The 24500-nt window shown below is 59.6% G+C and carries 15 protein-coding genes; 4 read left to right on the forward strand and 11 right to left on the reverse strand.

Translation table 11 applies throughout. The features are described 5' to 3' along the window. Positions 1–93: 93 nt before the first annotated feature. Positions 94–1539 carry a DUF1501 domain-containing protein gene (locus H0921_RS01005; RefSeq protein WP_194536161.1) on the forward strand — a complete coding sequence of 482 codons (1446 nt, stop codon included), beginning with the start codon at positions 94–96 and terminating at the stop codon, positions 1537–1539. Between the two features lie 224 nt (positions 1540–1763). After that, positions 1764–2390: a translation initiation factor IF-3 gene (gene infC / locus H0921_RS01010; RefSeq protein ID WP_315851839.1), complete on the forward strand. Its 627-nt coding sequence runs from the start codon at positions 1764–1766 to the stop codon at positions 2388–2390. 369 nt (positions 2391–2759) lie between these two features. On the opposite strand, the gene H0921_RS01015 is transcribed toward infC, so the two are convergent. After that, positions 2760–4151 (reverse strand): MFS transporter, encoded by a 1392-nt coding sequence (locus H0921_RS01015; protein WP_228498885.1) that lies wholly within the window; start codon positions 4149–4151, stop codon positions 2760–2762. A gap of 441 nt (positions 4152–4592) precedes the next feature. Between H0921_RS01015 and H0921_RS01020 the strand changes: the two genes are divergently transcribed. Continuing rightward, the gene (locus tag H0921_RS01020) at positions 4593–5660 is read left to right on the forward strand and encodes a ThuA domain-containing protein (RefSeq protein ID WP_228498886.1); all 1068 of its coding nucleotides are present in this window, start codon (positions 4593–4595) and stop codon (positions 5658–5660) included. Positions 5661–5692: 32 nt separating this feature from the next. Here H0921_RS01020 and H0921_RS01025 read toward each other — a convergent pair whose 3' ends face one another. From H0921_RS01025 to H0921_RS01060, 8 genes are all read right to left on the reverse strand, one after another. Beyond that, complete coding sequence (locus H0921_RS01025; protein WP_194536162.1) at positions 5693–6643, reverse strand: aminotransferase class IV; 951 nt, start codon at positions 6641–6643, stop codon at positions 5693–5695. Positions 6644–6684: 41 nt separating this feature from the next. Then, entirely contained in the window at positions 6685–8070 is a 1386-nt protein-coding gene (locus H0921_RS01030) for a 3-deoxy-D-manno-octulosonic acid transferase (RefSeq protein WP_194536163.1), read from the reverse strand. A gap of 84 nt (positions 8071–8154) precedes the next feature. After that, positions 8155–12054, reverse strand: coding sequence for a preprotein translocase subunit SecA (secA, locus tag H0921_RS01035; protein WP_194536164.1), 3900 nt, complete (start codon positions 12052–12054; stop codon positions 8155–8157). A 352-nt stretch (positions 12055–12406) separates the two neighbouring features. Beyond that, positions 12407–15118, reverse strand: coding sequence for an FtsX-like permease family protein (locus tag H0921_RS01040; protein WP_194536165.1), 2712 nt, complete (start codon positions 15116–15118; stop codon positions 12407–12409). Positions 15119–15157: 39 nt separating this feature from the next. Further along, positions 15158–15865: an ABC transporter ATP-binding protein gene (locus H0921_RS01045; RefSeq protein ID WP_194536166.1), complete on the reverse strand. Its 708-nt coding sequence runs from the start codon at positions 15863–15865 to the stop codon at positions 15158–15160. Between the two features lie 151 nt (positions 15866–16016). Then, complete coding sequence (gene ettA, locus H0921_RS01050) at positions 16017–17684, reverse strand: energy-dependent translational throttle protein EttA (RefSeq protein ID WP_194536167.1); 1668 nt, start codon at positions 17682–17684, stop codon at positions 16017–16019. A 415-nt stretch (positions 17685–18099) separates the two neighbouring features. Next, positions 18100–20088, reverse strand: a complete 1989-nt coding sequence (locus H0921_RS01055) for a PQQ-binding-like beta-propeller repeat protein (RefSeq protein WP_194536168.1) — start codon at positions 20086–20088, stop codon at positions 18100–18102. A 342-nt stretch (positions 20089–20430) separates the two neighbouring features. Continuing rightward, entirely contained in the window at positions 20431–21891 is a 1461-nt protein-coding gene (locus H0921_RS01060; RefSeq protein ID WP_194536169.1) for an RtcB family protein, read from the reverse strand. 357 nt (positions 21892–22248) lie between these two features. On the opposite strand from H0921_RS01060, the gene H0921_RS01065 reads away from it, so the two are divergent. Then, positions 22249–22755 (forward strand): DinB family protein, encoded by a 507-nt coding sequence (locus tag H0921_RS01065; protein ID WP_194536170.1) that lies wholly within the window; start codon positions 22249–22251, stop codon positions 22753–22755. A gap of 160 nt (positions 22756–22915) precedes the next feature. On the opposite strand, the gene H0921_RS01070 is transcribed toward H0921_RS01065, so the two are convergent. After that, complete coding sequence (locus H0921_RS01070) at positions 22916–23329, reverse strand: archease (RefSeq protein ID WP_194536171.1); 414 nt, start codon at positions 23327–23329, stop codon at positions 22916–22918. Between the two features lie 60 nt (positions 23330–23389). After that, positions 23390–24472 carry a beta-ketoacyl-ACP synthase III gene (locus tag H0921_RS01075; RefSeq protein WP_228498887.1) on the reverse strand — a complete coding sequence of 361 codons (1083 nt, stop codon included), beginning with the start codon at positions 24470–24472 and terminating at the stop codon, positions 23390–23392. Positions 24473–24500: the final 28 nt, after the last annotated feature.

The following is a 24500-nucleotide window of genomic DNA, read 5'->3' on the forward strand; positions in this document are numbered from 1 at the left end:
GATAGGTGAATAATATCACAAGTACGTATGCTGAAGCAGGGACAAGAAATACATTTTGGCGGACCCCTGGACTGGTGAATAGGAGAAGGCTTCATGCTCACCGTGCCGCGTTATTTCGTATCTCCTTTGGGGGCGTATAGCAGCCGGCGAGAGTTTCTGCGCCGGGCCGGTGGAGGCTTCGGTTTGCTAGCGTTGGCGGACTTGCTCCACGCGGAACAAGCACGCAGCGTCAATCCCTTGGCACCGAAAAAGCCCCATTTCCCGGCGAAAGCCAAGGCCGTCATATGGCTCTTCATGAACGGCGGGCCTTCCCACGTCGATACTTGGGATTACAAGCCGGAACTCGAAAAACGAGATGGCCAGGAACTTCCCGGCTTCGATCCGAACACCGGTTTTTTCAATCAGCAGGTGGGGCCGCTCATGAAGTCCCCTTTCCGCTGGAAGCAGCACGGGCAGTGCGGGAAATGGGTCTCCGAGTTGTTTCCTCACTTGTCCCGCCATGTGGACAAGATGGCGTTTATTCATTCACTCTGGACGGATTCTAACAATCATGCACCGGCCTTGTTCAAGATGAATTCCGGTATGAGTCGGATGGGGTTTCCTTGTGTCGGCTCCTGGGTTACCTACGGTTTGGGGAGCGAGTCGCAGGATTTGCCAGCCTTCTGTGTGATGTATGATACCTTGGGCCGGGGTATTCCCAAGGGTCACTCGCTGAATTGGGGTGCGGGCTTCCTCCCCTCCATCTATCAGGGGACTGCCTTCAAGCCGCAGGGACAACCGATCGACAATCTGGAACGCCCCGCGGACCTGTCCCCACAACGGCAAAGGCAGCAATTGGACTTATTAGGACGTTTGAACCGTCTCCATACCCGCGAGGTGGACGACCCGGAGTTTTCCGCCCGCATGGAAACCTTCGAGCTGGCATACCGCATGCAGATGGCCGCTCCCGAAGCGCTGGACTTGAGCCGGGAAACTGAGGAAACCCGCCGCCTCTACGGCTTGGACCATCCCAAGGCGGGGCATTTTGCCCGCCAATGTCTGATAGCGCGTCGGCTTGTGGAGCGTGGCGTCCGCTTCGTGCAAATCTACAGTGGCGGTATGGAAAACGACCTCAGTTGGGATGGCCACAACAACATCGCCAAAAACCACAGCGGATTCGCCGCGGAAACAGATCAGCCCATCGCCGCCTTGCTGACCGATTTGGAACGCCGGGGCCTGCTCTCGCAAACGCTCGTGATCTGGGGCGGCGAATTCGGACGCTTGCCCATCGTGCAGAAAGGCAGCGGCGGACGAGACCACAACCCCCATGCCATGACCTATTGGCTCGCCGGAGGTGGAATCCGCGGCGGGGTCAGTTACGGAGCTACCGATGACATCGGCTTTAAAGCCGTGGAAAATCGCGTCAGCGTCCATGACCTCCATGCTACAATCTTGCACCTCCTCGGCTTGGATCACAAGAAACTTACTTACCGCTATAATGGCCGGGACTTCCGCCTGACCGACGTGTACGGCTCGGTCATCGAACCCATTTTGGCATGAGCTGGGAAACGTTGACGAAAGCCATGGCGGCAGTTATTTGTGGTATAAAGATATCAATGACTCAAACTTGTGGTCGAGGAGGCCGGAACACGGGTTCCAGCCCGCCACAGAAACCGGAAGGTTTCGGGCCGGTTGTCTCATACCCGAAACACCTAGCATAAGGAGACCTGGCAATCCCTCCCCCTGATCGTAATACCCCGCCCCGTGCACCGGCTGGCCCCCGGATCAATGAGCAAATCCGGATTTCCCCTGTTCGCCTCATCGGCGTCAACGGCGAACAACTCGGCATTGTGGAGACACGCAAAGCCCTGGAGATGGCCTACGACGCCGGCTTGGACCTGGTGGAAGTGGACGCCCAAGCCCGCCCCCCTGTCTGCAAAATCATGGACTACGGCAAGTACAAATATGCCCAATCCAAAAAGACCCAGCAAAAGACCCACCAGCCCAAACTCAAAGAAATCCGCGTCCGTCCAAAAACCGGCGAACACGACATCGAAACCAAAATCAATCAGGCCCGCAAGATTCTCGAACACCACGATAAGGTCCAGGTGAACGTCCTCTTCCGCGGACGGGAAATGCAGCACATCGAAGAAGGCGAACGGGTCATGAAGCAAGTGCTGGAAGCCTTGCAAAATGATGCCCGCATCGAAGTCCCCCCGCGCTTGGAGGGGAAGCGGATCACGGCTATTCTGGCTCCCAAACCGGCTAGCGGGAAAGGGTCGGCTGGCAAAGCCTCTCCCGCTCCGCCAGCGGCTTCCCCTTCCCCGCCTGCCTCCGGGACCGCGGCGCCGGGCACTACCTCCGCCCCTAACAATACCCCAGCTTCGCCCGCCCAGAAGGTCTCCTCCTGAATCGCCCGGAGACCAGCCCTTTCTCCGCCTCGGCGATCGGCGCACGGGATGGGCCACTAACGCCTGAACACGGGGTGTGGCCGGTGTCACCTGAACACGGGTTGAACCGCTTTCGCCTGAAGACGGGTCAAACTACCCTCACCTGAACGTGGATCAGTCCACTTTCGCCTGAACGTGGGTCGGTCCGCTATCGCCTAAACGTGGGGGAACCCGCCACCGCCAGAGTCTACCAGCCAGCAGGGAGCGGTGCTCCCGGTCTCTGCATCGCGTCTTTCCAGGAGTCCGAAGACGAACAGCCCAGTAGGCACCGGCAGACACCGAGCTGTCCATTTCCCCAGAGCAAGGCCGAGAGGAAGGCTGCCCTCTAATTCAAGCTGACTCCACTGCCGAGGCTTGCTTCGGCGGATGGAACAGCAGTGCGAGGAGAAGGGCCGCCACGAGCGCCGCACCCATCGAATACTGGAACACCGCCGGGTAGTTGACCATCGTCTTGTCCGGGACTACCGGATTACTCATGACGTAAACCTGGCGCAGATAGCCGCAGAGAACATTCGCGGCAAAAGGTCCGACTCCCAGGATGAGAACGTTGAACAATCCCTGAGCACTGGCTCGCACATCTTTCGGGAAGAACTCATCCACGAAGATGTACACCGTGGCGAAGAAAAAGGCATAGCAGATACCGTGGAGGACATTCACAGTGATCGCTGCCCACGGCTCCGGGTAATAGGTGAAGACGGCAAATCGGGCGGCATGCCCCAACACTCCCAGGATCATGGTCCAGCGCCAGCCGAGGCTCTTGAGGGCGTAGCCGAGAATGAACATGGTGAGGATTTCGGCGATCTGGCCGATCTTCATCACGGGTCCGACCCAATTGGCCGGGATGTCCACCCAACCGCCGTCTACTTTCGGACCCAGGAAGGTGAAGGTCCAATAGAAGAAGCTCTGGTGGACGGCCGCATCGATGAAGGTGACCAGAAAGAGGACGGCGATAAAGGGCTTCTTCAGATGGCGCATGGCTTTGAGCCAAGCCAGAGCGTCCGCTGCCGTCGCTGCCGGTTTGGGAGGCGTATGGGGTAGGCACAGGCTGAAAGCTGCTAGCAGGAGGGAAGCCACCCCCGCAACCAGGAAGATGCACCGCTTCATCGCCATGGAGTTTTCACCCACCAGCGAGCTGCCCAAAGCGGTACCCAGCCATTGGAAAAATCCCACCTCCGTCATGGGAGGCACGCGGCTCCAATCCACCAGCAAAAAGATAAAGGGCCAACTCGCCGCGATCCAGCCAATCGTTCCCCAGACGCGTATCGGGCCAAACTGCCGTTGCGGGTCCTGTAAGTTGGCGAAGGCAATTGAATTGGTGATGGAAATCGTCGGCACATAAAAGATGGAATGGACCAGCATTAAGCCGAAGAAAGGCCAGAAGAGCAGATTCACCTCCTGGGGATCGTTCGGATTAGGCCGGATGAAGAACAGGCCCAAGATCGCCACTCCGCCGACCAGATGGCTGAATGCCAGGAACTTTTCCGCTGCGAAGTGCCGGTCCGCAAACTGGGTGCTGAAAAAGAGCGCCACCAAAGCGCCGATGTTGAAAGCCCCGAAAATGAGCGGCAGTTGCCAGGTATCCTGGAAGCCTAGCTTCGGGATGTAATCGAAACCCAACTCGAACCAGGCGCCCCAGATGAAAAACTGCAAAAACATCATCGTGGACAGTTTGAACCGCAGCAGACCGTCTGCCGGACGCACCGGAGGATCCATCGTGCTCATGCCCATCTCCCTGCCAGGATACCGGAACTTTCGTGAAGCCGTAATGCCTACGATGCTAAAGAGTAACCTCCGCATCGGCAAGCGGAAACATCGGCCAGCGCTGAGGCTATTTCTCCCAGATTCGGAGAGGGGCATTGTGCGGATCGCGCAGGGTCTTCCGCTGGCTCTTGGTTCCCCACGATGCGGGGAATCCGGCTATTTCTTCTCGCAATTTGCGGGCCAAATTATATATTGGGCCATCAGAAGCTGTCTCTACTCTCCAGGCGGCCGGTGCTCCCCGGACAGCCTCGTGGAGTGGATGGAGTGAACCCTAACCGTGTATCCCAAAGGTGCAGGCCAGCTATGGAAACCTCGCCGGTGATTCGCAACGTGCCCGAACAGTCGGGGCAACTACTTTCGCACCATTCCTGGGCTTATCATGGAACGGAAGCCGGCCCAGCCATGCCGGCCGCGATTTCCGGGGTCCAGCAGGCGCGAGGAGCAAGGCGCCTCCGCAACGGCCTGGTTTTGATGGGCCTTCTGACACTCGCAATGGCTGGCGTTCAGGCAGCGGATGACATCGTCGTGCTCAAAGGTTCCACGGGAGCAGGCCAAGGGAAACACATCGTCCTTATCAGCGGCGATCAGGAATACCGCTCCGAAGAGACCATCACCCAATTGGCGAAGATTTTGGCCCACCGTCACGGCTTCACCTGCACAGTGCTCTACACAGTGGACCCACAAACCGGAACGATTAATCCCAATATCGGAAACATACCAGGATTGAATGCCTTGGAACATGCGGACCTCATGGTGATCTTCACGCGCTTCCTCAACTTGCCGGATGAGCAAATGCAACATATCGTAACCTATCTTGCCCGTGGCAAACCTGTGGTGGGATTACGCACGGCCACTCATGCCTTCAACATTCCCAAGGATCGTAAATATCACAAGTATTCCTGGAATTACAACGGAGAGGATTATGCAGGTGGGTTTGGCAAACAAGTCTTAGGGGAAACGTGGGTGGCACACCATGGCGCCCATGGAAAAGAGGGAACGCGCGGGCGGATTGCTCCCGGCCAGGAGAAGCATCCGATTCTGCGCGGCATTGGAGATGGCGAGATATTTGGGCCGACCGATGTTTATACCGTCCGCCTGCCGTTGCCGGGGGATAGCCTGCCGCTCGTGCTCGGAGAGGTGACAGCAACTTTACAGCCGGATTCTCCCGCTGTCCGCGGCAAAAAGAACGACCCGATGATGCCGATCGCTTGGGTCAAAACTTACCGTGGGGAAAAAGGTGCCACCGGGCGCGTCTTCACCACCACCATGGGTGCTTCGCAAGATTTTGCCAACGAGGCCACCCGCCGATTGATCGTCAATGCTTGTTTCTGGGCCGTTGGCCTGGAGGATAAGATTCCACCCAAGACGGATGTAACGGTGGTCGGCACCTTCACCCCCTCCCCCTTCCGCTTCAAGAGTCCCAAGGAATGGCAACCCGGCGTCAAACCTGCGGACCTGTTCCGCCCGTAACTTGCAGCAAGTGCACCGCGGCAGTTGCAAAATTAGCCTGGGGAATCCAGAAAATACTGAGCGATCGGACTGCCCACCTGCCGCTCCCAAGCGGCGAGCAGAAGGGAATACATCTCGCCAGGCCAGGGGAAAATCCGCTCGCCGCTGGAAGAAACCAACTGCCGTACTCCTGCTATGCAAAAGGCGGTTCCCACAAGCAGTAGCTCTTGGATCGGCTCTGCCGGGAGACGTTCCCTTCCCCCGCTTGGCTCAGCAGTCAGTTCACGCAGGTTCCACGGCGACTCCTGCACGGGAATGCCGTAACCCTGGCACAGCTCACGCAGGAATTGTACGCTGATGCTTTCCAGGACCGCATCGGCCGGCGGCAGTAGGATCGTGCCCCCACGAACCGCAACAATCGCGCCCAAAGGCGTATCTCCAATCCCCTCTTGATTCACCAGCACCGGCACCGCATGGGGCAGGCGTTTGCGACGTTCCGCCAGAAACCACATCAGGCGGCTGCGATGCTTGATCGCTGGCGGCAGGATGTCACTGGGGTGGGAGTGCTGCTGGCCGGTGATCTCCAGGGCGACCCCTTCGGAAAAAAACCGGCGGTACCGCTGGCGGGACAACGGATAGACCATCATGCCGGTGGTTGGCGAGCCATCGCTCTCCTTTCCCACAAGCCAACCGATTGGGCCTGGAGTGGCAAAGGTCACCACTTGCATCTCTGCCTTCTCGTCCAGGAGCCGGCCGTTGTGCGCGATCAGTTCCTTTGCGACGGCGGTCAGTTGGTCGTCGGAGTAAGGCAAAGCCAGGCCGCAGAGTCTACAGTGGCGGCGGAAGCGCTCCAGGTGCTGGGGCCAACGGAACAACTGCCGCTGGAAGGTCCGGGCATTATCGACAAGTACGGCACCATACACAAATCCGGCATCGGTCCACGGCAACGCCGCCTCCGCTTGCGCTAAAAACCGGCCATTGCACCACACGAGAGAATCGGACATGCCTGTATTCTAAGGGATATTCGGCCTCTTCCGGGAGGGCCTTATTCCGTAGCGACGGGACGCTCTCCTGGCCCAGAGATATAAGCGGACAGCAATTTTTCCAAAACTTGGAGCGTGCGGTGCACTGCTCCCTGCTGACTGCGTACGAATTCCTGGGCGATCTGCCCCATGCGTCGGCGGCCTTGCGGGTCTTGCAGCAGGCGTTCCAACTGAGGTTCCAGATCAGCGGCCTGAGGGACTTGGATCGCTGCTCCTCGTTCGACCAATTGCTCCGCCGCCTGGCGGAAATTCCAGACATGCGGACCGAAGAGGCAAGGAATCCCCTGCCCTGCCGGCTCAATCATGCTTTGCCCGCCGCGACGCCCATCCAGGCTTCCCCCCACAAAACCGACATCGGCCAAGCCCCACGCTGCCTGCAACTCCCCGATGGTATCCCACAAGATGACCGCGGGTAAAGCGGCCAGCGGTTGCGGGTGCCGAGAGCGGCGCACCCAAGACAGTCCTGTCTTCGCCACAAGCTGGGCCACCTCCTCAAAATGGTCCGGATGCCGCGGAACAAGGAGCAGATGCAGGCGGGGATAGCGGCGGCGCAAGTCGGCAAATACTCGCAGGACAATCTCTTCCTCCGGAGGATGTGTGCTGCCGGCGAGCCAGAGAATCGGCGGACCTGACGGGGCAGAAGGATCATCCGCAGCGAAGGAAGCGGGCCTCGGCCAGGGGAGACCCAACCAGCGTGCAAGTTCCTGGGTTTTCCCAGGCTGGTAATGCAGGGCGCCATCAAATTTGATGGAACCGGTCACCGTAATTTTTTCCGGTGGGACTCCCAGTTGGCGCAAGCGCTGGGCATCCGCTTCACTCTGCACGACAAAATGGCTGACTGGCTTCAAGAGCAGCCGCCATACCAGAGCCGGCCAGCGTTGCCAGCGTGCTGCCGTCCGCGGGCTGATCCGCCCGTTGACCACGCAGACTGGAATGTGCCGCCGGCGAGCTGCATCCAGAAAGTTTGGCCACAGTTCACTCTCGGCCAGGACTATCAGCCGCGGTTGGAGGGTATCCAGCGCTTGCTGCACCGCCCAAGTAAAATCGAAAGGCCAGGGGAGCACCGTCAGATCAGAGAATGTGCGCCTGGCTTCATCCAGTCCGCTGTCGGTGGAAGCCGAGACCACGACTCGCCAGTGAGGAAACCGCTTCCGAAAAGCCTGCACTAACGGAACCAAGAGATGGATTTCCCCCACGCTGACGCCGTGAAACCAGACGGCGGGCGGTTCCGCCGCACTTTTTGGTACCATCGGTCCTTTCCGCAGATGGATAGGACCAAAGAGCCGGGAGGGCAAATGGCGGCGATAACGGCCTGTACGAATGGCGCGCCAGAGCAGCCAGGGGAAGAAGCAGGACAACGCTAAGACGTAGCAAAGATTCAGGAGCATGGGCATCCGTTCCGCAAAGCCCAGGGAGTGTGAGGGGTGCGGCGTGGTGTCGGCTGTGCTCGCATCCTTAGCTGCCAGATGTTCTCAGCGTTTCCCGGATTCGAGCCGCATGTGGCAGTTCTTATACTTTTTGCCGCTGCCGCAGGGACAGGGGTCATTGCGGCCGACCTTCCTGCCGACGTTGCGAATTGGTTCGATACGCCGGGATTCGCTGCCGGTGTTGGTTTGCATGGCGGCCTGCTGTTCCTGAGCCTGGCGGGCTTGCAGGGCGGAGAGGGCGGCTTCATGCGTCGCCCGCGCCCCCGCCCAAAGTGCCGACAGAGCGGTGTCATCTCCCATCTCCTCCATGCGGAACACCGACTCCGTGATCCGTTCCCGCACCCCTTCCCACATCGCCTCGAACTCTTTCATTCCCTCTCGTTTGTAGACGATCTTGGGGTCTTCCTGGGCGTAACCCCGCAGGCCGACGCCGCTACGCAGGCTGTCCATGACCAACAGGTGGGACTTCCAGGCGTTGTCGAGTTGCTCCAGGATCAAGCCTCGCTCCACGGAGCGCATCTCCGGACGATATTTTTTGTCATAGGCATTGAGAATGCGGTGGAGGACTTGTTCCCGGTTCTGCCCGACGAAAGCGGACGCTTCCAGGTCCAGATGCAGGGTTTGTTTACACCAGTCGGCGAGTTCCCGTGCATCTTCTTCTTCGGCATGGTGAGTGCCGGAGAGAACCTCATCTACACGTGCCTCGATTTCCTCGAAATCTGCGGCGGGTATCGCTTGGGCGGAGATCTCCAACAACTTTTCCCGGATACGGCTGCGGGATTCCGTGCGGACGAACTCTTCCGTCAAGCCGAATTCAGCCAGCGTCTGGTTAGCGGCGTGGAAGAACCCATTGGGGTCGGCAAAGGCTTGGGGGTTACGCATGGTCACCAAAGCTGTACCCAAGCGTTGCACCGCCCAGTTGTAAAGCTTCTCCCGGTCGGGGGGATGTCCGCTGCTCATCTTTTCCGGCAGATAGAGCCGTAGGGCGTTGAGCACGGGGAACTCGATATCCTTTTTCCGGTACGCCTCCCGAATTTTGCGATAGAGGAACTGGCGGAGCTGCTCCGTTTCCATCTCTAGCAGGGGTGCGGGATCGATGCGGATGTCGAATTTTTGCCGCATCCACTCCGCCAGGGACTCGGCGCCGTAGGACCGGCTCAGATAGCGCTGGCCATCCTGGAGATCGACGGCTAGGAGTTTTTCCTCGGCCTTGGCAATGAGAAACTCATCGAGGCGCTCGCGGGGAATCTTTTTCAATTCCCGATCGGTGTATTCCAGGCCGAAGCGGGCTTGCAGAGCACGGCAGAGTTCGCTCCAGCGCCAGTCCGCAGGGTCTTCATCGGGGTTGAGGTTTTCCTCGAGCAATTCCTGAATGATGGTGGGGATGGTTTGAACGGCTTTATCCTGAGCGTATTTGACGGCGTCCTCGAAACCGGAGCGGAACTCCGAGGCCTGGAACTCGATGCCGAGGCGGTTGGCGGCAAAGCTGGCGAAGCTGGCCGGGCCGTAGTCTGGGTCGAGGAAGCGCTGGATGGCCTTGTCCATTTGCCAGCGGAGCATGGCGAGGATTTCTGCCCGGGGATTCTTGCCGTCGAGAATCTCCTGGCGTTTGCCATAGACGCTCTTGCGCTGGTAATCCATGACTTCGTCGTATTCGAGGAGGTTTTTACGCTGATCGAAATGCCACTCTTCGACTTTCTTCTGGGCTTTTTCGATGCGGCGTGTGACCATGCGGGACTCGATGGCCTCGCCTTCCTTCATGCCCAGGCGTGTCAGGACGCTGGCCACCCATTCTGAGGCGAAGAGGCGCATCAGGTCGTCCTGAAGGGACAGGTAGAAGCGGCTGGAACCGGGGTCTCCCTGGCGGCCGGCGCGGCCGCGGAGCTGATTGTCAATCCGGCGGGAATCATGGCGTTCCGTGCCGATGATGTGCAGGCCGCCGAGTTCCGCGACTTTCCGTCCTTCCTCCTTCATCTTCTCCTTGGCTTCGATCTCTGCGACCGTTTGGATCCAGACGTCGTTGGGGACGTCGAGGCGAGTGGGGTATAAGGAACGTCCATCGGGGCCTTTGAGCTGTTTGAGGCGTGCCCAGGCGAGGGTTTCCGGGTTGCCGCCGAGGATGATGTCGGTACCACGGCCAGCCATGTTTGTGGCGATGGTGACGGCTCCCAGGCGTCCGGCCTGAGCGATGATCTCGGCTTCCCGCGCGACATTTTCCGGCTTGGCGTTGAGCAACTCGTGTGGTATCCCGCGCATCTTGAGCATGCGCGAGAGCTTCTCGCTTTTATCCACATCACGTGTGCCGATGAGGATAGGGCGGCCACTGCGGTGTATCTCTACGATCTCTTCGACGATGGCATCCCACTTTTCCTTCTCCGTGCGGAAGACGAGGTCGGGGTAGTTGATCCGCCGCAGGGGTTTGTTGGTCGGCACGACGAAGACTTCCATGCCGTAGATTTTCCAGAACTCGTTTTCCTCCGTTTTGGCGGTTCCGGTCATGCCAGCCCGCTTGCGATAGAGCTTGAAGAAGTTTTGCAAGGTGATGGTGGCGAGGGTTTGCGTCTCCTGTTTGATGCGGACGCCGTCCTTTTGGTGCTTGGCTTCAATCGCTTGGTGGAGGCCGTCGGACCACTGCCGCCCGTACATGGCTCGCCCGGTGTGCTCATCGATGATGACGATGCTCAGCTCGTGGTTTTCGCGGGGATCGCGGTCAATGATGTAGTGGCGATCCAGGTGGTAGAGGTGATGGGCCTTGAGGGCGTTGTCGATGAGGTGCGGCCATTCCATATTGCCGGCGGTGTAGAAGCTCTCGACCCCGGCCAGTTCCTCGGCTTTGCGGACCCCGGCGTCGGTCAAGTGGCAGGTCCGTTCCTTCTCCTTGATTTCAAAGTAAACGCCCCGAGGCGGCGGATTCTGCGGGTCCACACGCTTGGGATCAGGAGGGGAAAGTGTCGGCAGGTTGTCTCCTTCGGTGCCGGTGATGACCACGACGCCGGTGGCGGCGAGTTCCTTACGGGCTTTGCGTTCCAACTCGGTCAAAGCGCGGGCGATGCGATCGGCATCGGCGAAGCGGCGGGCATCCGAGAACGCTGGGCCACTAATGATAAGCGGCGTGCGGGCCTCATCGATGAGGATGTTATCGACCTCGTCGATGATGGCGTAGTTGAGCGGCACGCGCTGGACTTGGCGGTAATAGGGATGGAATTCCTCGTCGTCATGCCGGGCCAGTTTCATATTGTCGCGGAGGTAGTCGAAGCCGAACTCGCTGGCCGTACCGTAGGTGATGTCCGCCTGATAGGCTCGGCGGCGATTGTCCGGGTCCATGTCCGATTGGATGTAGGCAGCACTCACTCCCAGAGCGTTGTAGATGGGCAGCATCCACTCGCAGTCCCGGCGTGCCAGATAATCATTGACGGTGACGATGTGTACGCCCTTGCCTTCGAGGGCATTGAGGTAAGCAGGGAGGGTGGCCACCAGGGTTTTCCCTTCCCCTGTGACCATCTCCGCGATGGCTCCCTGTTTTTCGCCGTAGCCGTGCAGAATCATGCCGCCGATGAGCTGGACGTCGTAATGCCGCATGTTTTTGGTCCGGCGGGCGGCCTCCCGACAGGCAGCAAAGGCTTCCGGCAGGAGATCATCCAGCGTTTCCCCGGCAGCCAGGCGCTTCTTGAATTGCACCGTCAGCTCTTTGAGTTCCGCGTCGCTGAGAGCTTGCATCCGCGGTTCCAGCTCATTGATCCGCGCTAGGGGACTGCCGGGAATGACAATGTGCGTCTCGCTGTTCTTGGGCCGGTAGTACCCCAAAGATTTGATCTTACGTTCATTGGCCGAGCCGCCCATCAGACGGGCCAGAAACTGCACGCACCCTTCTGCGAAGGTGTTAAACTTCTCCCCTAGACGCTCCCAGAAGGTCGGCTCCAGGGCAGCGGTTTGCGTCATAGACATCGCAGTCGTTCTCCTACAACCAGGCAGCGGCGGGTGATTCCTCAAGCTACAGAGGCGTTCCCTTTCGGGTCAATATCATCCGTTAAGGCCTCTAGTACCCCGAATCCGCCGCCGTTGAGGCGGATTATCCCCATTCAAGGGAATCCGCCTCCCTTTACTTATTGGATAGGAGTATTCTACTTTCTCGTTGCAGGAAAAAGGAAATGTCTTGCCAGAAAGAGGTGGGCCAGAGCCGAAATTGGGAAAATGGAAACCAGGCTGGAAACCAGGGTCGAAAATGGCAGTGGCGGCGGTCTCCGAGAAGAGCGAAAGGTGAGGGGAAACTGCTAAAGGAGTGTCTGACGGCGGGGGATCATTCGTATTGCAGCACTTCCGGGATGCGCGTGCGAACAGCTCGCCAAGCGGGCCACAATCCCGCCAAGGCGGCGCTGCCGATTGCTACCGCGGCGATGCCTCCCGCTTGCCTCCAGGGCACGACGATATCGAAGACGAAGCCGGACTCTTCCACCATGATCACGTGAAGGATGTACCATTCCAGGGGTAAGCCGACCAGAAAGCCGATGAGGGAGCCGAACACGCCCAAAAGCAGCGCTTCCGCCAGCACGCTCAGGAGTACCTGGAGAGGGGTCGCACCGACGGCCAAGAGCAAGCCCAATTCCCGGCGCCGTTGCAAGACAGAGATGAGCAACGCCGTCACTACTCCCAGGGCCGCCACGATCCCCACAACCACCTGCTGGGCGTAAGCGAACAAATACAAACGCTGGATCAAGTCGGTGAGAAAATGCCGCAGGGAATGGCGGTCCGTCACGAATAAACCCCGGCTCTGGGCATAATTCTGCAAGTGCAACTGGCCGAGTTGTTGACCTTGGGCATCCGGCCGGAGGAACACATGGCACATGTCCACGAGGTGATCCCCAAACAATTCCGCATAGCGACGGCGATCCAGAAACACCGTCCCGCGGCTCCAGGAGTAATCCCGCACCGTCCCGATCATGCGGAAATGGAGCGGTCCATTCGGCCCCGGGAGGGTGATTGTGTCTCCGACCTGAACGCGGTGGCGCCGGGCAAAGTTCTCGCTGACCAGCACGTCGTTGGTACCGGGCAGATCCAGGAACTTTTCCAGGTCCGGCAGACCGACCGGGACGCGTTCCCGCGTGGCTCGCACATAATCGACAGCATCCACTGCGAGCAGATACACAATTGTGCCGTTGTACTCCGGGCGCGAGTAGCGGATGGCCATGACGTGGTCCACCCCTGGCAACTGCCGCAACTCCTCGACAACTTCCGCGCTCATTGGGGAATTGGACGTGTTGGCCGACATCATGTTGCCGTTGAAGACGAAGTAGTCGGCCTGCACCACCTGGTCGATCCAGGCGATGACGGGTTCCTCGTTGCTGCGGCCGACCCCGGCGGTTTGAAACATGAGAGCAACCCCAGCGGCCAAGGCTCCGAGAACGACGCCGGTGCGACTTGGAGCGCGGGCCAGATTGTCGAAAGCCAGACGCACTACAAACGGGCAGCAGACCTGGACCACAGGGCGGAGAACCGGAACCAGAAATTGGACGATCAAGGGTGCGGCAAGGAGTAAGCCCACAAGCAGAATGGCCATGCCGCCAATCGAACCAGTGCGCGTGCTCGGCAAGTGATGGCGTAGGGCGATCGCCGCTAAGCCGCCGCCGATGAACAGGAGGCAAGTAGCGTAATGGAGTAGTTTCCAGAGTCGCGTGCGGCGTTGTAGGCCGCGCCGAGCAGCACGAGCGGGATCATCGTTGGCCGCTTGCAGAGCGGGGAGGAAAGCGGCCAACACTGCCACCACCACTCCCGTTGCCACAGCCCATACCGCTTGACGGCTATCGAGCCGCTCTGGCTGAATTTCCGGGTTGAGGAACATCGAGGCCAACTCATCCCGGAATTGCCACAACGCCATCTCAGCCAGCAGGATTCCCAGGGGAATGCCGACCACAGCGCCGAGCAGGCCGAGGAGCGACGCCATTATGGTGAATAGGCCCACGATCTGCCAGCGGGTGGCTCCCAGGGCGCGGAGGATGCCGATGTCGGGCTGCCGTTCGGCTACCGTTACCACCATAGCGTTGTACACGAGGAATAGTCCGACAATCATGGACCCCAGCGCGCAGATGTAGAAGGCCAGTTGCAGACCGCCGACGACTTCCTGTGTGCTCTGCCGCTGGGCATCGGGGGTGCGCACCGCTGCCCGGCCTGCTACCACGGCATTGACCAGACGCCCCACCGTTTCGATGTCCGCCTGCGGTTCGAGATACAAGTCGATCCGATTGACCTTCTCGGTCCAGTTCTGCTCCACAGCATATTCCAGAAGCGGACCGCCCAATGCAGCAGCGGGGGGCACCGGACGCACGACCCGCGCCGCCTGACCCACGCTCATGCCGATGAGATTCTTTCCCAGGCTGCCCAGGGGTGAATCGGGGGCGAAATCCACCACGCCAACTACCAAGCAGTCCACATCCCGCAGGGCATGGCGGAGGCGCAAGGGCTTTCCCTGGAGGCCCGAACGGACTAAAGCGTCGTAGATCGAACGCGACACCACCACCAAGCGCCCCGGCAAGCGATCCCACAGCTCCGCCGCACGCGCGAAATCCCCCTCCTGGATGGCCGAGAGGATCGGTAGCAATTGCCAGCGGGGAAGCTGGGCTAGCGGCGTGACCTGCACCTTGAGCGGATTATCGCTCTGGAGAATCTGGGACGACACCTCTGCGCCTAAAAGCACTGCCGAGCGATTGTCGAGGTCCGGAAGGGTGACGCGGTCGTACACCAGGGGTTCGACAGCTTTTAGGCCGGGAATGCGAGCGGCGCGGATCTCGCGGACCAATTGGCGCAGGACGCCGGCCTCCCCATTGCTGACGTACAAAGCCGCTGCATCGATCGGAGTGGTCGTATCTTGAGCCGCTATCTCGATGCAGCGATTGAGAATGCGAGCAGAAATGAGGGTCGCTACTCCCAGCGCAATGCTGGCCACAATCAGCAAACCACGCTCCCAGTGCACCTGGAGGTAGCGGCGGCTGAGCAGACTGTATACGGTAACGGCCATCCGGACCCGACTCCCCTTGCCCATTCCCTCAGTCGCCGGTCACACCGAATCGCATGGGACTGAACTCTTCGGCACCGGGTGATCCGACTCGATGCGGCCATCTCGGAGGCGAACCAAGCGTGTACCGTAGGCTGCCGCTGTCGGATCGTGGGTCACCATGACCACCGCTCGACGTGCCGGTTCTGGCAAGCGGGAGAGCAGGGTCAAAATTTCACGGCTGGTTTGCGAGTCGAGATTGCCCGTCGGCTCATCACACAAGACGGCTTCCGGGTCCGCCACGATGGCACGGGCGACGGCCACCCGTTGCATTTCACCGCCGGATAACTCATCGGGGAAGTGGTCTGCGCGGTGTGACAGGCCCACCTGTTCCAGGCATTCGCCCGCACGCTGAAGGGCCTGGCGTCGGTTCCGGCCCGCCAGCAGTAGCGGCAGCGCGACATTCTCCGCGGCTGTCAGCGTCGGCAAGAGATTGAACGCCTGGAAGACGAAACCGATCCGTTCGCGCCGCAGCAGCGAGCGCTGGCGGTCGCTCATCGCCTGCAAATCCTGGCCGTGAAACAGCGCCCGCCCCCTGGTCGGCGTATCCAACGCCCCCATCAGGTGCATCAAGGTCGATTTTCCGGAACCTGATGGCCCCATGATCGTGACGAACTCGCCCGGACGGACAGTCAGCGACACTCCTTGCACGGCCGGCACTGTCCGCCGCCCCTGGACATACACTTTCGTCACCTCAATCAATTCCAGCATAACTGGGGATTTTCCTTTCTGGTTTTCCTTTCTGGCGGCACGCGCCGCTGCACGCGGTGTCCCGGCGGATGTCCAAACACCACGAAAGCCGCGCGGGTCTTGGGCACCCTGCCCCCTCCGATGACCTTACCCCCTGCCTTGTCGTTAGGTTTCAGACGGCTAGCTTGCGGTAGCGGATCCGCCGCGGACGAGCACCTTCTTCGCCCAAGCGTGCCCGCTTCTGCTCCTCATACACTGCGTAGTTCCCTTCGCACCAGATCACCTGGCTGTCTCCCTCGAACGCCAGAATATGCGTAGCGATCCGGTCCAGGAACCAGCGATCGTGCGAGATGACCACGGCACAGCCGGCAAAGTTCAGCAAGGCTTCCTCCAGCGCCCGCAGGGTGTCCACATCCAAATCGTTGGTCGGTTCATCGAGCAAAAGCAGATTCCCGCCGCTGCGCAGCAGTTTCGCCAGATGAATGCGATTGCGTTCGCCGCCAGAACAATCTCCTACCTTCTTCTGCTGATCTGGACCGCGGAAGTTGAAGCGCGCGCAATAAGCCCGGCTGGCGATCCGTTGCTTCCCCAGTTGCAAATACTCCGCCCCGCCTGTGATCTCCTCGAAGATGGTGTTGTCGTCATTGAGATGGTCCCGATGTTGATCCACGTAGGCGATCCGCACGGTCGGCCCGATGATCAACCGGCCGCCATCCGGCTGCTCTTGGCCGGTGATGAGGCGGAAGAGCGTGGTCTTGCCCGCTCCATTGGGGCCGATGACCCCCACGATTCCACCCTTCGGGAGATTGAAGTTGACGTTTTCGAACAGGACCGTGTCGCCGTACACCTTGCGGAGGTTTTCGGCGCGCACCACCAGGTCTCCGAGGGGTGGTCCCGGAGGGATTTGAATGGTCAGTTCCCGTTCTTCGAGATCGATCTGTTGCTGCTGGAGTTTTTCGATGGCCGCCAAGCGGGCCTTATTGCGGGCCACTCGGGCCCGGGGTGCCATGCGTGCCCATTCCAACTCACGCTGCAAGGCCTTCTGCCGAGCCGTCTCTTGCTTCTCCAGCATCTCGAGCCGCTTTTTTTTCTGCTCGAGCCAACCGGAATAATTTCCTTGGTAAGGGTAACCGCGGCCGTTATCCAGTTCGAGAATCCACTGCGCGACATTATCAAGGAAGTACCGATCATGGGTCACGGCCACCACCGCGCCGCGATACTCCTTGAGATGTTGTTCCAGCCACTCCACGCTTTCCGCGTCCAGGTGGTTTGTCGGTTCATCGAGCAGGAGCAGATCATAGGGATGAAGCAAGGCCTTGCACAAGGCGACACGCCGGCGTTCGCCCCCGGAGAGATGGTCCACCAAGGCGGTGGGCGGCGGCAAGCGCATGGCCTCCATCGCCACTTCCAGGCGATGGTCTAGGTTGTACGCATCGCAGGCGTCGATCTGGGCTTGAACTCGTTCCATCTCCTCCGACAATTTGTCGAAGTCGGCATCAGGCTGACCCATCGCTTCGCCGATCTCTTCCTGCCGGCGCAACAAGGCCCGGATGGGCGCCACCGCCTCTTCCAGTTGCTCTTGCACGGTGGTGCCTGGCGTCAGGCGCGGTTCCTGGGGCACATAGCCGATCGTGGCCCCTTTGTCCGGATAGGCTTCTCCCATGAAATCCTTATCCACACCAGCCATGATCCGCAGCAGAGTGGACTTTCCGGCCCCGTTCGAGCCGATGACGCCGATCTTCGCACCATAGTAAAAGTACAGGGTGATGTCCTTGAGCACTTCCTTTTTGCCGTAGTGCTTCGTGAGATGGTTGATGCTAAACAGGTACCGCTCGCTCATATGTTCCTCGGCTGGACAGGTCGTGGTCTCCTACTCTGCCATTCTAGGTACATCGGCTTGGCTCAGGGACCATTACTGCACCCTCAGCGTCCCTGACACCGACGCAACCGCCGATAACCCCAGGAGATACAGGCTGCACGGAAGACAGGAATCACCAGGCGGAAACCCTTCGCTCTACTTCCTCGATCTGCTGGGCGGCGTCCAACGCTAGTCCGGGTGGGAGGTAGGGTATCCGCAGGAAAGGGATAGCCACCAGAGTGATTACGACCAGCGAGGGATCGCAAAGGAACAGTAAGACTGAAAGAAAGAGAGCCGCAAAAAATAATCTGTCCCCACTGCGGGCCAAGGGTACTGACCTTCGGGAGCGACGCGATCTCCCAGCCACGAGTTGATGTCCCCAGGGAATGGGGCTTGCTCACCGCCGCCAAGCACGGACCGGACGCAGACCTGGGTCCTTGGACTGATACTCCCAGACGATCTCGCCGTCAGGCGCCAACTCGATGATGCGGCCATTCGGTGGATCGTTCATCAAGGTGATCAAGGTGTTGCCATTGGGCAGGCGCTGGGCGGAGTTGGGATTATTGCAGTTGTAACTCCACACCAATTTCCCCGTTTTCAGATTGTACTCGGCGACCCGATTGTACTCGCACACCAGCACTCGTTCCTCGTCGATGGGTTCGATACTCTGCATGTGATTCATCCGGGCAAAGCTATGGGTGTCGCGGAGTTCCTTGAGCTGCAAATCCAGGCGGAAGCCGGTTGACCCCTGGGCGACGTTCCGCACGAGTAAGGTTTCGCCGTTGGGGAGGCGGCAGCCGGAGATAATATCAAAAGCCGGCCGGCTATAGATCGCCTTCTGCTTCCACTGTTTGTCGAAGAGATAAACATTATTGCGAGCGATGATCTGAATGTCATCATTGGGAAGGACATAGATGGCGAAGGGTTGTTGATTGATGAAATGGGCACGGATTTGCCGGCCATCGGCGTCAAAGACCAGGACCCGGCTGGTGTTGGTGTCCGCCACGAGAATCTGACCGTTGGACAGCCGCTTCATGTCGCAGGGGTAGTTCAGTCCTGTGATGCTCCACTTTTCCTTGAGATCGGCACCGAGTGAGACGACGCGGCCTTGGGAATAGCCCCGGATGTCAATCTCGATGATTTCCGTTACGCCGCGGATGCGGGGTTGGTATCGGAAGTCAGCGAGGGAAAGCTGTTGTCCCTGTTCCTTCCACCATTGCAACCAGGCATCGCGGGTTTTGGTGAGGGATTGCGGGTCTTTGCCGAAGCGGCCATTGGGCGGATGTTTTCCTCCGCTCAGTTGCAGGAGAAGGTCCTCAAGTTGCCAGAGGTGGCCGCGGGGCAAGTCCGGGATGAGGGCGAGGAGTTCGGACAAGTATTCCGACTCGCGGGTGGTCAGGAGCAGCGTCCAGAGGGCTGTGTACTTAACCTCGATATCCTTTTCTCGGCGCACGGCGTCACGGACTTGGGGATAGGCATCCGGGAGGCGGATGCGGCGGTTGGCCGGGCCGCCTTCGATCAAGGCGATCATCGCCATGCTGCGGCGAATGGGATGGCGGTCTTGCAACGCTGCCACTAGAGCCGGCTCGGCTTGACCATCGGGCGTTGCCGCCAGACTGATGAGAGCCTGACGGATAACTGATAGCACATTGTCGTCATCCGTAGCAGAGGGGAGGAACTCCAGCAGGGCCGGCACGGTCCCCGGCGGTTTTTGCTGCTGCAAGGCCCGCACCACCGCGGCCAGAACTTGACCCTGCGGGATCGTTTCCAAACGTTGCAAGGCCTGCTGCGCTCGATAGCGGACTTCCGGATCCGTGTGCTTGAGGGTGGCTTTCAAACGCCCGATCGCAGCAGCGCCGTATCGTTCCACCTCTTTGACCGCTCGCAAGCGTTCCTCAAAGGAATCGGCACCAAACTGCTGAATCCAATGGTCCAACTGATTCAGCTCGTTTTCTTTGAGCGTCCGGTTGCGAAGATACTCCAGCAGTCCCTTGCCATCCTTAGGGTCCAACTGGACGCGGCTGAGTAGCTGCTCATCACTGAGTACTTCCGCCGCCGGGGAATCCGCGGGGTCATTCAGCGGCGGGCGCCGTTGAATCGGTGCCAATTCTACAATCTGTTCACCGTTTGCAATCTGTACACGTACTCCAGGAGGTAAAACTTGTCCATTGGGGCGATCGGCGAGTAGCCTGAGAGCAAGGAGGATAGCAACACGATCATCTTCCTCTTTCGTTTGTGGCCTGTTCTGTTGTTTCACCCCGCTTTGTGTGGCCACGACTCGGATGGGATCGTTCCGAGGTGGCGGGGAGTTTTCCCGTGCCGAGAGGGTACAAGTCATGACCCATCCCAGCGCCACGGCCCACCAGCGCACCAAGCCCCACCTCATAGCTAGTCCTCCCGGAGAATCGGAGGCTAAAATCTTTGGCATGAGCACATCATCTTCAATCATATCATTTCACAGCTAGTTTCCCACTTGGAAAAAGGTTGTTAATTTGGCCACGCCAGGTTGCTGCCCGCCCGGTGGAAAGAACCCAATGTGGGAGCCGGTAGGAAGGAATTGCATGTGGGATGAGGCGACGGTGTACAGAAAAGCATCGGGGCAGGCCTGCGCGATCCGCGAGCGGTGAAGTGCCGCCTTTCCAATACAGCTTTCGACCGCTCGCGGAGAACTGCGGCGGTCCGATTGGGATAGTTTGGGATCCACTGCATTTTTTTCGAGGTATAGGCATCAGCCCTTGATGACGCCGATCGGTCTCATGCGGGCGACTTTGCGGGACAAGTCGGCTTGGTGGACGACTTCGACGACAGCATCGACGTTTTTGTAGGCTTGGGGTTGCTCTTCTGCCAGGCCGCCGCGGCTCGTGGCCATAGCGATGATTCCTTGGGCTTCGAGTTGCTTTTCCACGACCCGATCGCTGGCGGCGGCCTTAGCGGCGGTCCGGCTCAGTGCCCGCCCGGCCCCGTGGCAAGTGGAGCCGAAACTCTTGCTCATACTTCCCGCACTGCCAACGAGCACCCACGAGGCCCGGCCCATGTCCCCCGGAATGATCACCGGCTGGCCCACACTGCGGAAGGCTTCCGGCACTTCCGGATGGCCCGCCGGAAAGGCCCGGGTAGCTCCCTTGCGATGCACCCAAACGCGCTTCGGCTTGCCGTCAATGATGTGTTCCTCCAGTTTAGCGATGTTGTGAGCCACGTCGTAAAGCAGCTCCATACCCAGGTCCTGCCAGGAACGGCCAAACACCTCTGCAAACACCTCCCGCGCCTGATGCATGAGCAATTGTCGGTTGCAGAAGCCGAAGTTGGCCGCCGCCCGCATGGCCGCGATATACCGCTTGCCTTCCGGAGATTCCGCCGGTGCGCAGGCCAATTGCCGGTCGGGCAACGTGAAGCCATATTTGCTGGGGCAGCCCCGAAACAGCGCCAGGTAGTCATCACAGACTTGGTAACCCAGGCCGCGGCTGCCGGAATGGATCATCACGCAGACCTGGTTCTTTTCCAGGCCAAACACCTGGGCGACGGCTTCATCATAGATGGCGTCCACCACCTGCACTTCCAGGAAGTGGTTGCCGCTGCCCAACGTTCCGCACTGCTCGGAACCGCGCCGGACAGCATGGTCCGACACCTCGTCGGGGTCCGCGCCTTCGATGCGGCCCAGGGCTTCCGTGTGCAGCAAGTCTTCCGGTACGCCCAGATCCCGCTCGACGACAAAGCGCGGGCCTTCCGCCATCAAGCGGCGCGTCTCTTGAGGATTGAAGCGATACTTCCCGCCCCGTCCCACACCAGCGGGGATAGTCTGAAACAGACGGCGAACCAACTCTCGCAGGCGCGGCTGCACCTCGCTATAAGTCAAATTGGTTTTGACTAGCCGCACTCCGCAGTTGATGTCGTATCCTACGCCGCCGGGAGAAATCACCCCGCCTTCGGAAGGGTCGGTGGCGCAAACTCCCCCGATGCAGAAACCGTAGCCCCAGTGAATATCCGGCATGGCCAGACTAGCCACCTGAATGCCGGGTAAAAAGGCCACGTTTGCCACCTGCTCCGGGGCCATATCGGCGCGGATCGACTCGATCAACGCCTCATTGGCGAAAATGATCCCATCAACCCGCATCCCCGGCTTGTAATCCCGCGGGATGCGCCAGCGAGTCTCGTCGACTTTTTCTAAAGGACCAGCATATGCGGCTTTCATGGCTTGCCTCGCTCCTGCGTCCTGCCCCGAAAAGCTTTGCACCTTCGCCCAGCTCCGGTGATCATCCCCCCACCCGTCACTATCGTGCAAAATAAGCCCTTCCCAGTCCAGGCAGCCCATTATATGCACTCAGCTTCCCCTGAGCAGTCCGTGATCTCGCCCTTGGCCGAGTCCGGAGGATACGCCAGTACCCCCTACCAGACGAGCGAGTTTCGGCCCGGAGTTACCCCTCTGTATGACGACGGAGGGCAGTGGGTCAGAATAGCGCTGGGAGTTTGCCCCTACCGCACTACAATGTCCGGGCCAGAGTCGGTGCCGGTTGGCAACCTGCCCCATCCCATTCCCGGAGTCAGACCCATGCTTGGCATCCCGCAGTTGCTCAGCGAATTTGATCACGAGATGGCCAACACGCGCAAGGTCCTGGAACGGCTGCCGGAAGGGAAACTATCCTGGAAAGCCCATCCGAAATCCAACAGCATCGGTTGGGTCGGCACGCACGTGGCCAATATCCCCCGCTGGCTTGTACTGACTTTGCAGCAAGAGTCTCTGGATTTGGCACCACCTGGAGGAGAACCCTATCAGGAAGTACCACGGGATTCCGTTGGGGCTATCCTGGAGCTGTTCGATCAGAACGTGGCGGCGGCGCGGTCTGCTTTGGCGGCCGCTCAGGAAGAGGCTTTGCACCAGCCTTGGACACTCCTCCGCGGCGGCACCGTGATCTTCTCCATGCCGCGCTGGATGGTCATCCGGCTGTTCGTCATGAACCACTTGATCCACCATCGTGCCCATCTCTGCGTCTATCTCCGCTTGAACAACATCGCGGTGCCCGGCCTGTACGGCCCATCGGCAGACGATGCCACTTGATGCGGCAAGCCGAATAGAGATAGTACCGGTATTTTCTCAATTCCTGCTAAGCCCTGCTCTGTCCCCATCCCAACGGGTTAGACGGCAGGGTCATGGGAAAGTTTAAAGCTATGGGAAGGCTGGCCATGAGGGCGGGAGCTGAGGAGCGGCCAGCCAGCGGTCAGATGTCCACGATAACTTCAGCCAGAAAGGTGCCATCCGGCAGTTGTTCCACTTTCAGGCCATGATAGGTGATGGCTTTGACTTCGTGCCCCGGAAGATGCCGCTGCGGATCGAAGGGTTCACCCCAAGCCGTGGCTTGGAGTCCCTGAGAGTGCACTTGAACGTCGAAGCGGGAAAAGACCCAATGCTGCTCGTCGAAGGTCAATAGGAGGGTGCGAAGCCAATCGAACAGGAGTAATTCCCGATCTTCGCCTTCGATCCTAAAGGTTTGAGCGGTCTGGGGACGGACGCTGGTTATATCTTCCAGCAAGGTAGCGAATAAGGCCGTTGCCGCCTCGGCAAACAGGGTGTTCAAATCGGCGGCACGGATGCGCAGTCCCAAGTCGGCGGTGTGCTCGAAAAGTTCATACATGCCGGTCTGGAAATCTCCCTTTTGGCCCTCTAGCAGAAAGCGCACGGTTTGGATCCGGCTCTACCAGCGCACGACGGCGGTTCCCCAAGTCAACCCCGCGCCGAAGCCGCTGAGGACAACCAAACTACCCTCCCGGATTCGTCCTTCCGCCAGGGCTTCCTCCAGTGCGATGGGAATGCTCCCCGCCGAAGTGTTGCCGTATTTTTCCAAATTGTTGAACACCTTGCTGCGGGGAATGTGTAAGACATCGATGGCCGCATTGATGATCCGGATGTTGGCCTGATGGGCGATGTACAGGTCAATATCGCTGGTTTGAAGCTGAGCGGCTTTGAGGACATCCTGGATGGTATCGCACAAGATGCTAACCGCCCAGCGGAACACCGCCCGTCCGTCCATGAACATGTAGTGTCGGCCTTCGGCCAAGTCTTGGGGCGTGGGGGGCCGGCGGCTCCCACAGCATTCACGCATGAGGAGCGGCCCGCCATGACCATCCGAACCAAGGCTGTAGGCCAAAAAGCCCTGTTCCGGGGAACCTGGTTCCACGAAAACCGCTCCGGCACCATCTCCGAAGAGCGGATAGGTTTTGATATCATCCGGATTCAGGATGCGGCTGTTGGTATCCCCACCGATAACTAAGGCACGTTCGCTTAGGCCAGCTTTGACGTACGCCGCCGCCGTAATCAGGGCATACATGAAACCGGCACAGGCCGCTTCCACCTCGATGGCGGGACCGACCAGCCCCAGCCGATCCTGCACAATGCAGGCGGTGGAGGGGAAGGACATATCGGGCGTAAATGTGCCCAAGACCAGTAGGTCGCAGTCCTTCGCGCTCAGCCCTGTTTTAGCGAAGAGGTCTTGGGCCGCTTCCACGCATAAATCTGAGGTAGCTTGATGCGGGGCGGCGTGGCGCCGTTCCAGGATGCCCGTGCGCTTGACGATCCAATCCGAATCGAAGCCCAGCCGAGCGTGCAGGTGGTGGTTGTCGATGACCTGATCGGGAACGTATTTGCCAGCACCGACGATTTTGACCCCCATGAGGGTCCGGCAGGGGGGTCGCGGCGAGGTCCGCTCCGGCGCGTGATCCGCACTCGGCATCGGAGCGGGGGACCGCTCTATATTGGTCAGGAGTGGGAATTGTCGCATGCCTCTATCCCGTAAAACTCAGTCCGCC

This window comes from Thermogemmata fonticola (genome assembly GCF_013694095.1).
GTDB lineage: Bacteria > Planctomycetota > Planctomycetia > Gemmatales > Gemmataceae > Thermogemmata > Thermogemmata fonticola.

Bases quoted from the DNA above. Each gene is read 5' to 3' on its own strand.
- H0921_RS01005 (WP_194536161.1), top strand. From the start codon at position 94: ATGCTCACCGTGCCGCGTTATTTCGTATCTCCTTTGGGGGCGTATAGC.
- H0921_RS01015 (WP_228498885.1), bottom strand. From the start codon at position 4,151: ATGAGCACGATGGATCCTCCGGTGCGTCCGGCAGACGGTCTGCTGCGG.
- H0921_RS01020 (WP_228498886.1), top strand. From the start codon at position 4,593: ATGCCGGCCGCGATTTCCGGGGTCCAGCAGGCGCGAGGAGCAAGGCGC.
- H0921_RS01025 (WP_194536162.1), bottom strand. From the start codon at position 6,643: ATGTCCGATTCTCTCGTGTGGTGCAATGGCCGGTTTTTAGCGCAAGCG.
- H0921_RS01030 (WP_194536163.1), bottom strand. From the start codon at position 8,070: ATGCTCCTGAATCTTTGCTACGTCTTAGCGTTGTCCTGCTTCTTCCCC.
- secA (WP_194536164.1), bottom strand. From the start codon at position 12,054: ATGTCTATGACGCAAACCGCTGCCCTGGAGCCGACCTTCTGGGAGCGT.
- H0921_RS01040 (WP_194536165.1), bottom strand. From the start codon at position 15,118: ATGGCCGTTACCGTATACAGTCTGCTCAGCCGCCGCTACCTCCAGGTG.
- H0921_RS01045 (WP_194536166.1), bottom strand. From the start codon at position 15,865: ATGCTGGAATTGATTGAGGTGACGAAAGTGTATGTCCAGGGGCGGCGG.
- ettA (WP_194536167.1), bottom strand. From the start codon at position 17,684: ATGAGCGAGCGGTACCTGTTTAGCATCAACCATCTCACGAAGCACTAC.
- H0921_RS01055 (WP_194536168.1), bottom strand. From the start codon at position 20,088: ATGAGGTGGGGCTTGGTGCGCTGGTGGGCCGTGGCGCTGGGATGGGTC.
- H0921_RS01060 (WP_194536169.1), bottom strand. From the start codon at position 21,891: ATGAAAGCCGCATATGCTGGTCCTTTAGAAAAAGTCGACGAGACTCGC.
- H0921_RS01065 (WP_194536170.1), top strand. From the start codon at position 22,249: ATGCTTGGCATCCCGCAGTTGCTCAGCGAATTTGATCACGAGATGGCC.
- H0921_RS01070 (WP_194536171.1), bottom strand. From the start codon at position 23,329: ATGTATGAACTTTTCGAGCACACCGCCGACTTGGGACTGCGCATCCGT.
- H0921_RS01075 (WP_228498887.1), bottom strand. From the start codon at position 24,472: ATGCGACAATTCCCACTCCTGACCAATATAGAGCGGTCCCCCGCTCCG.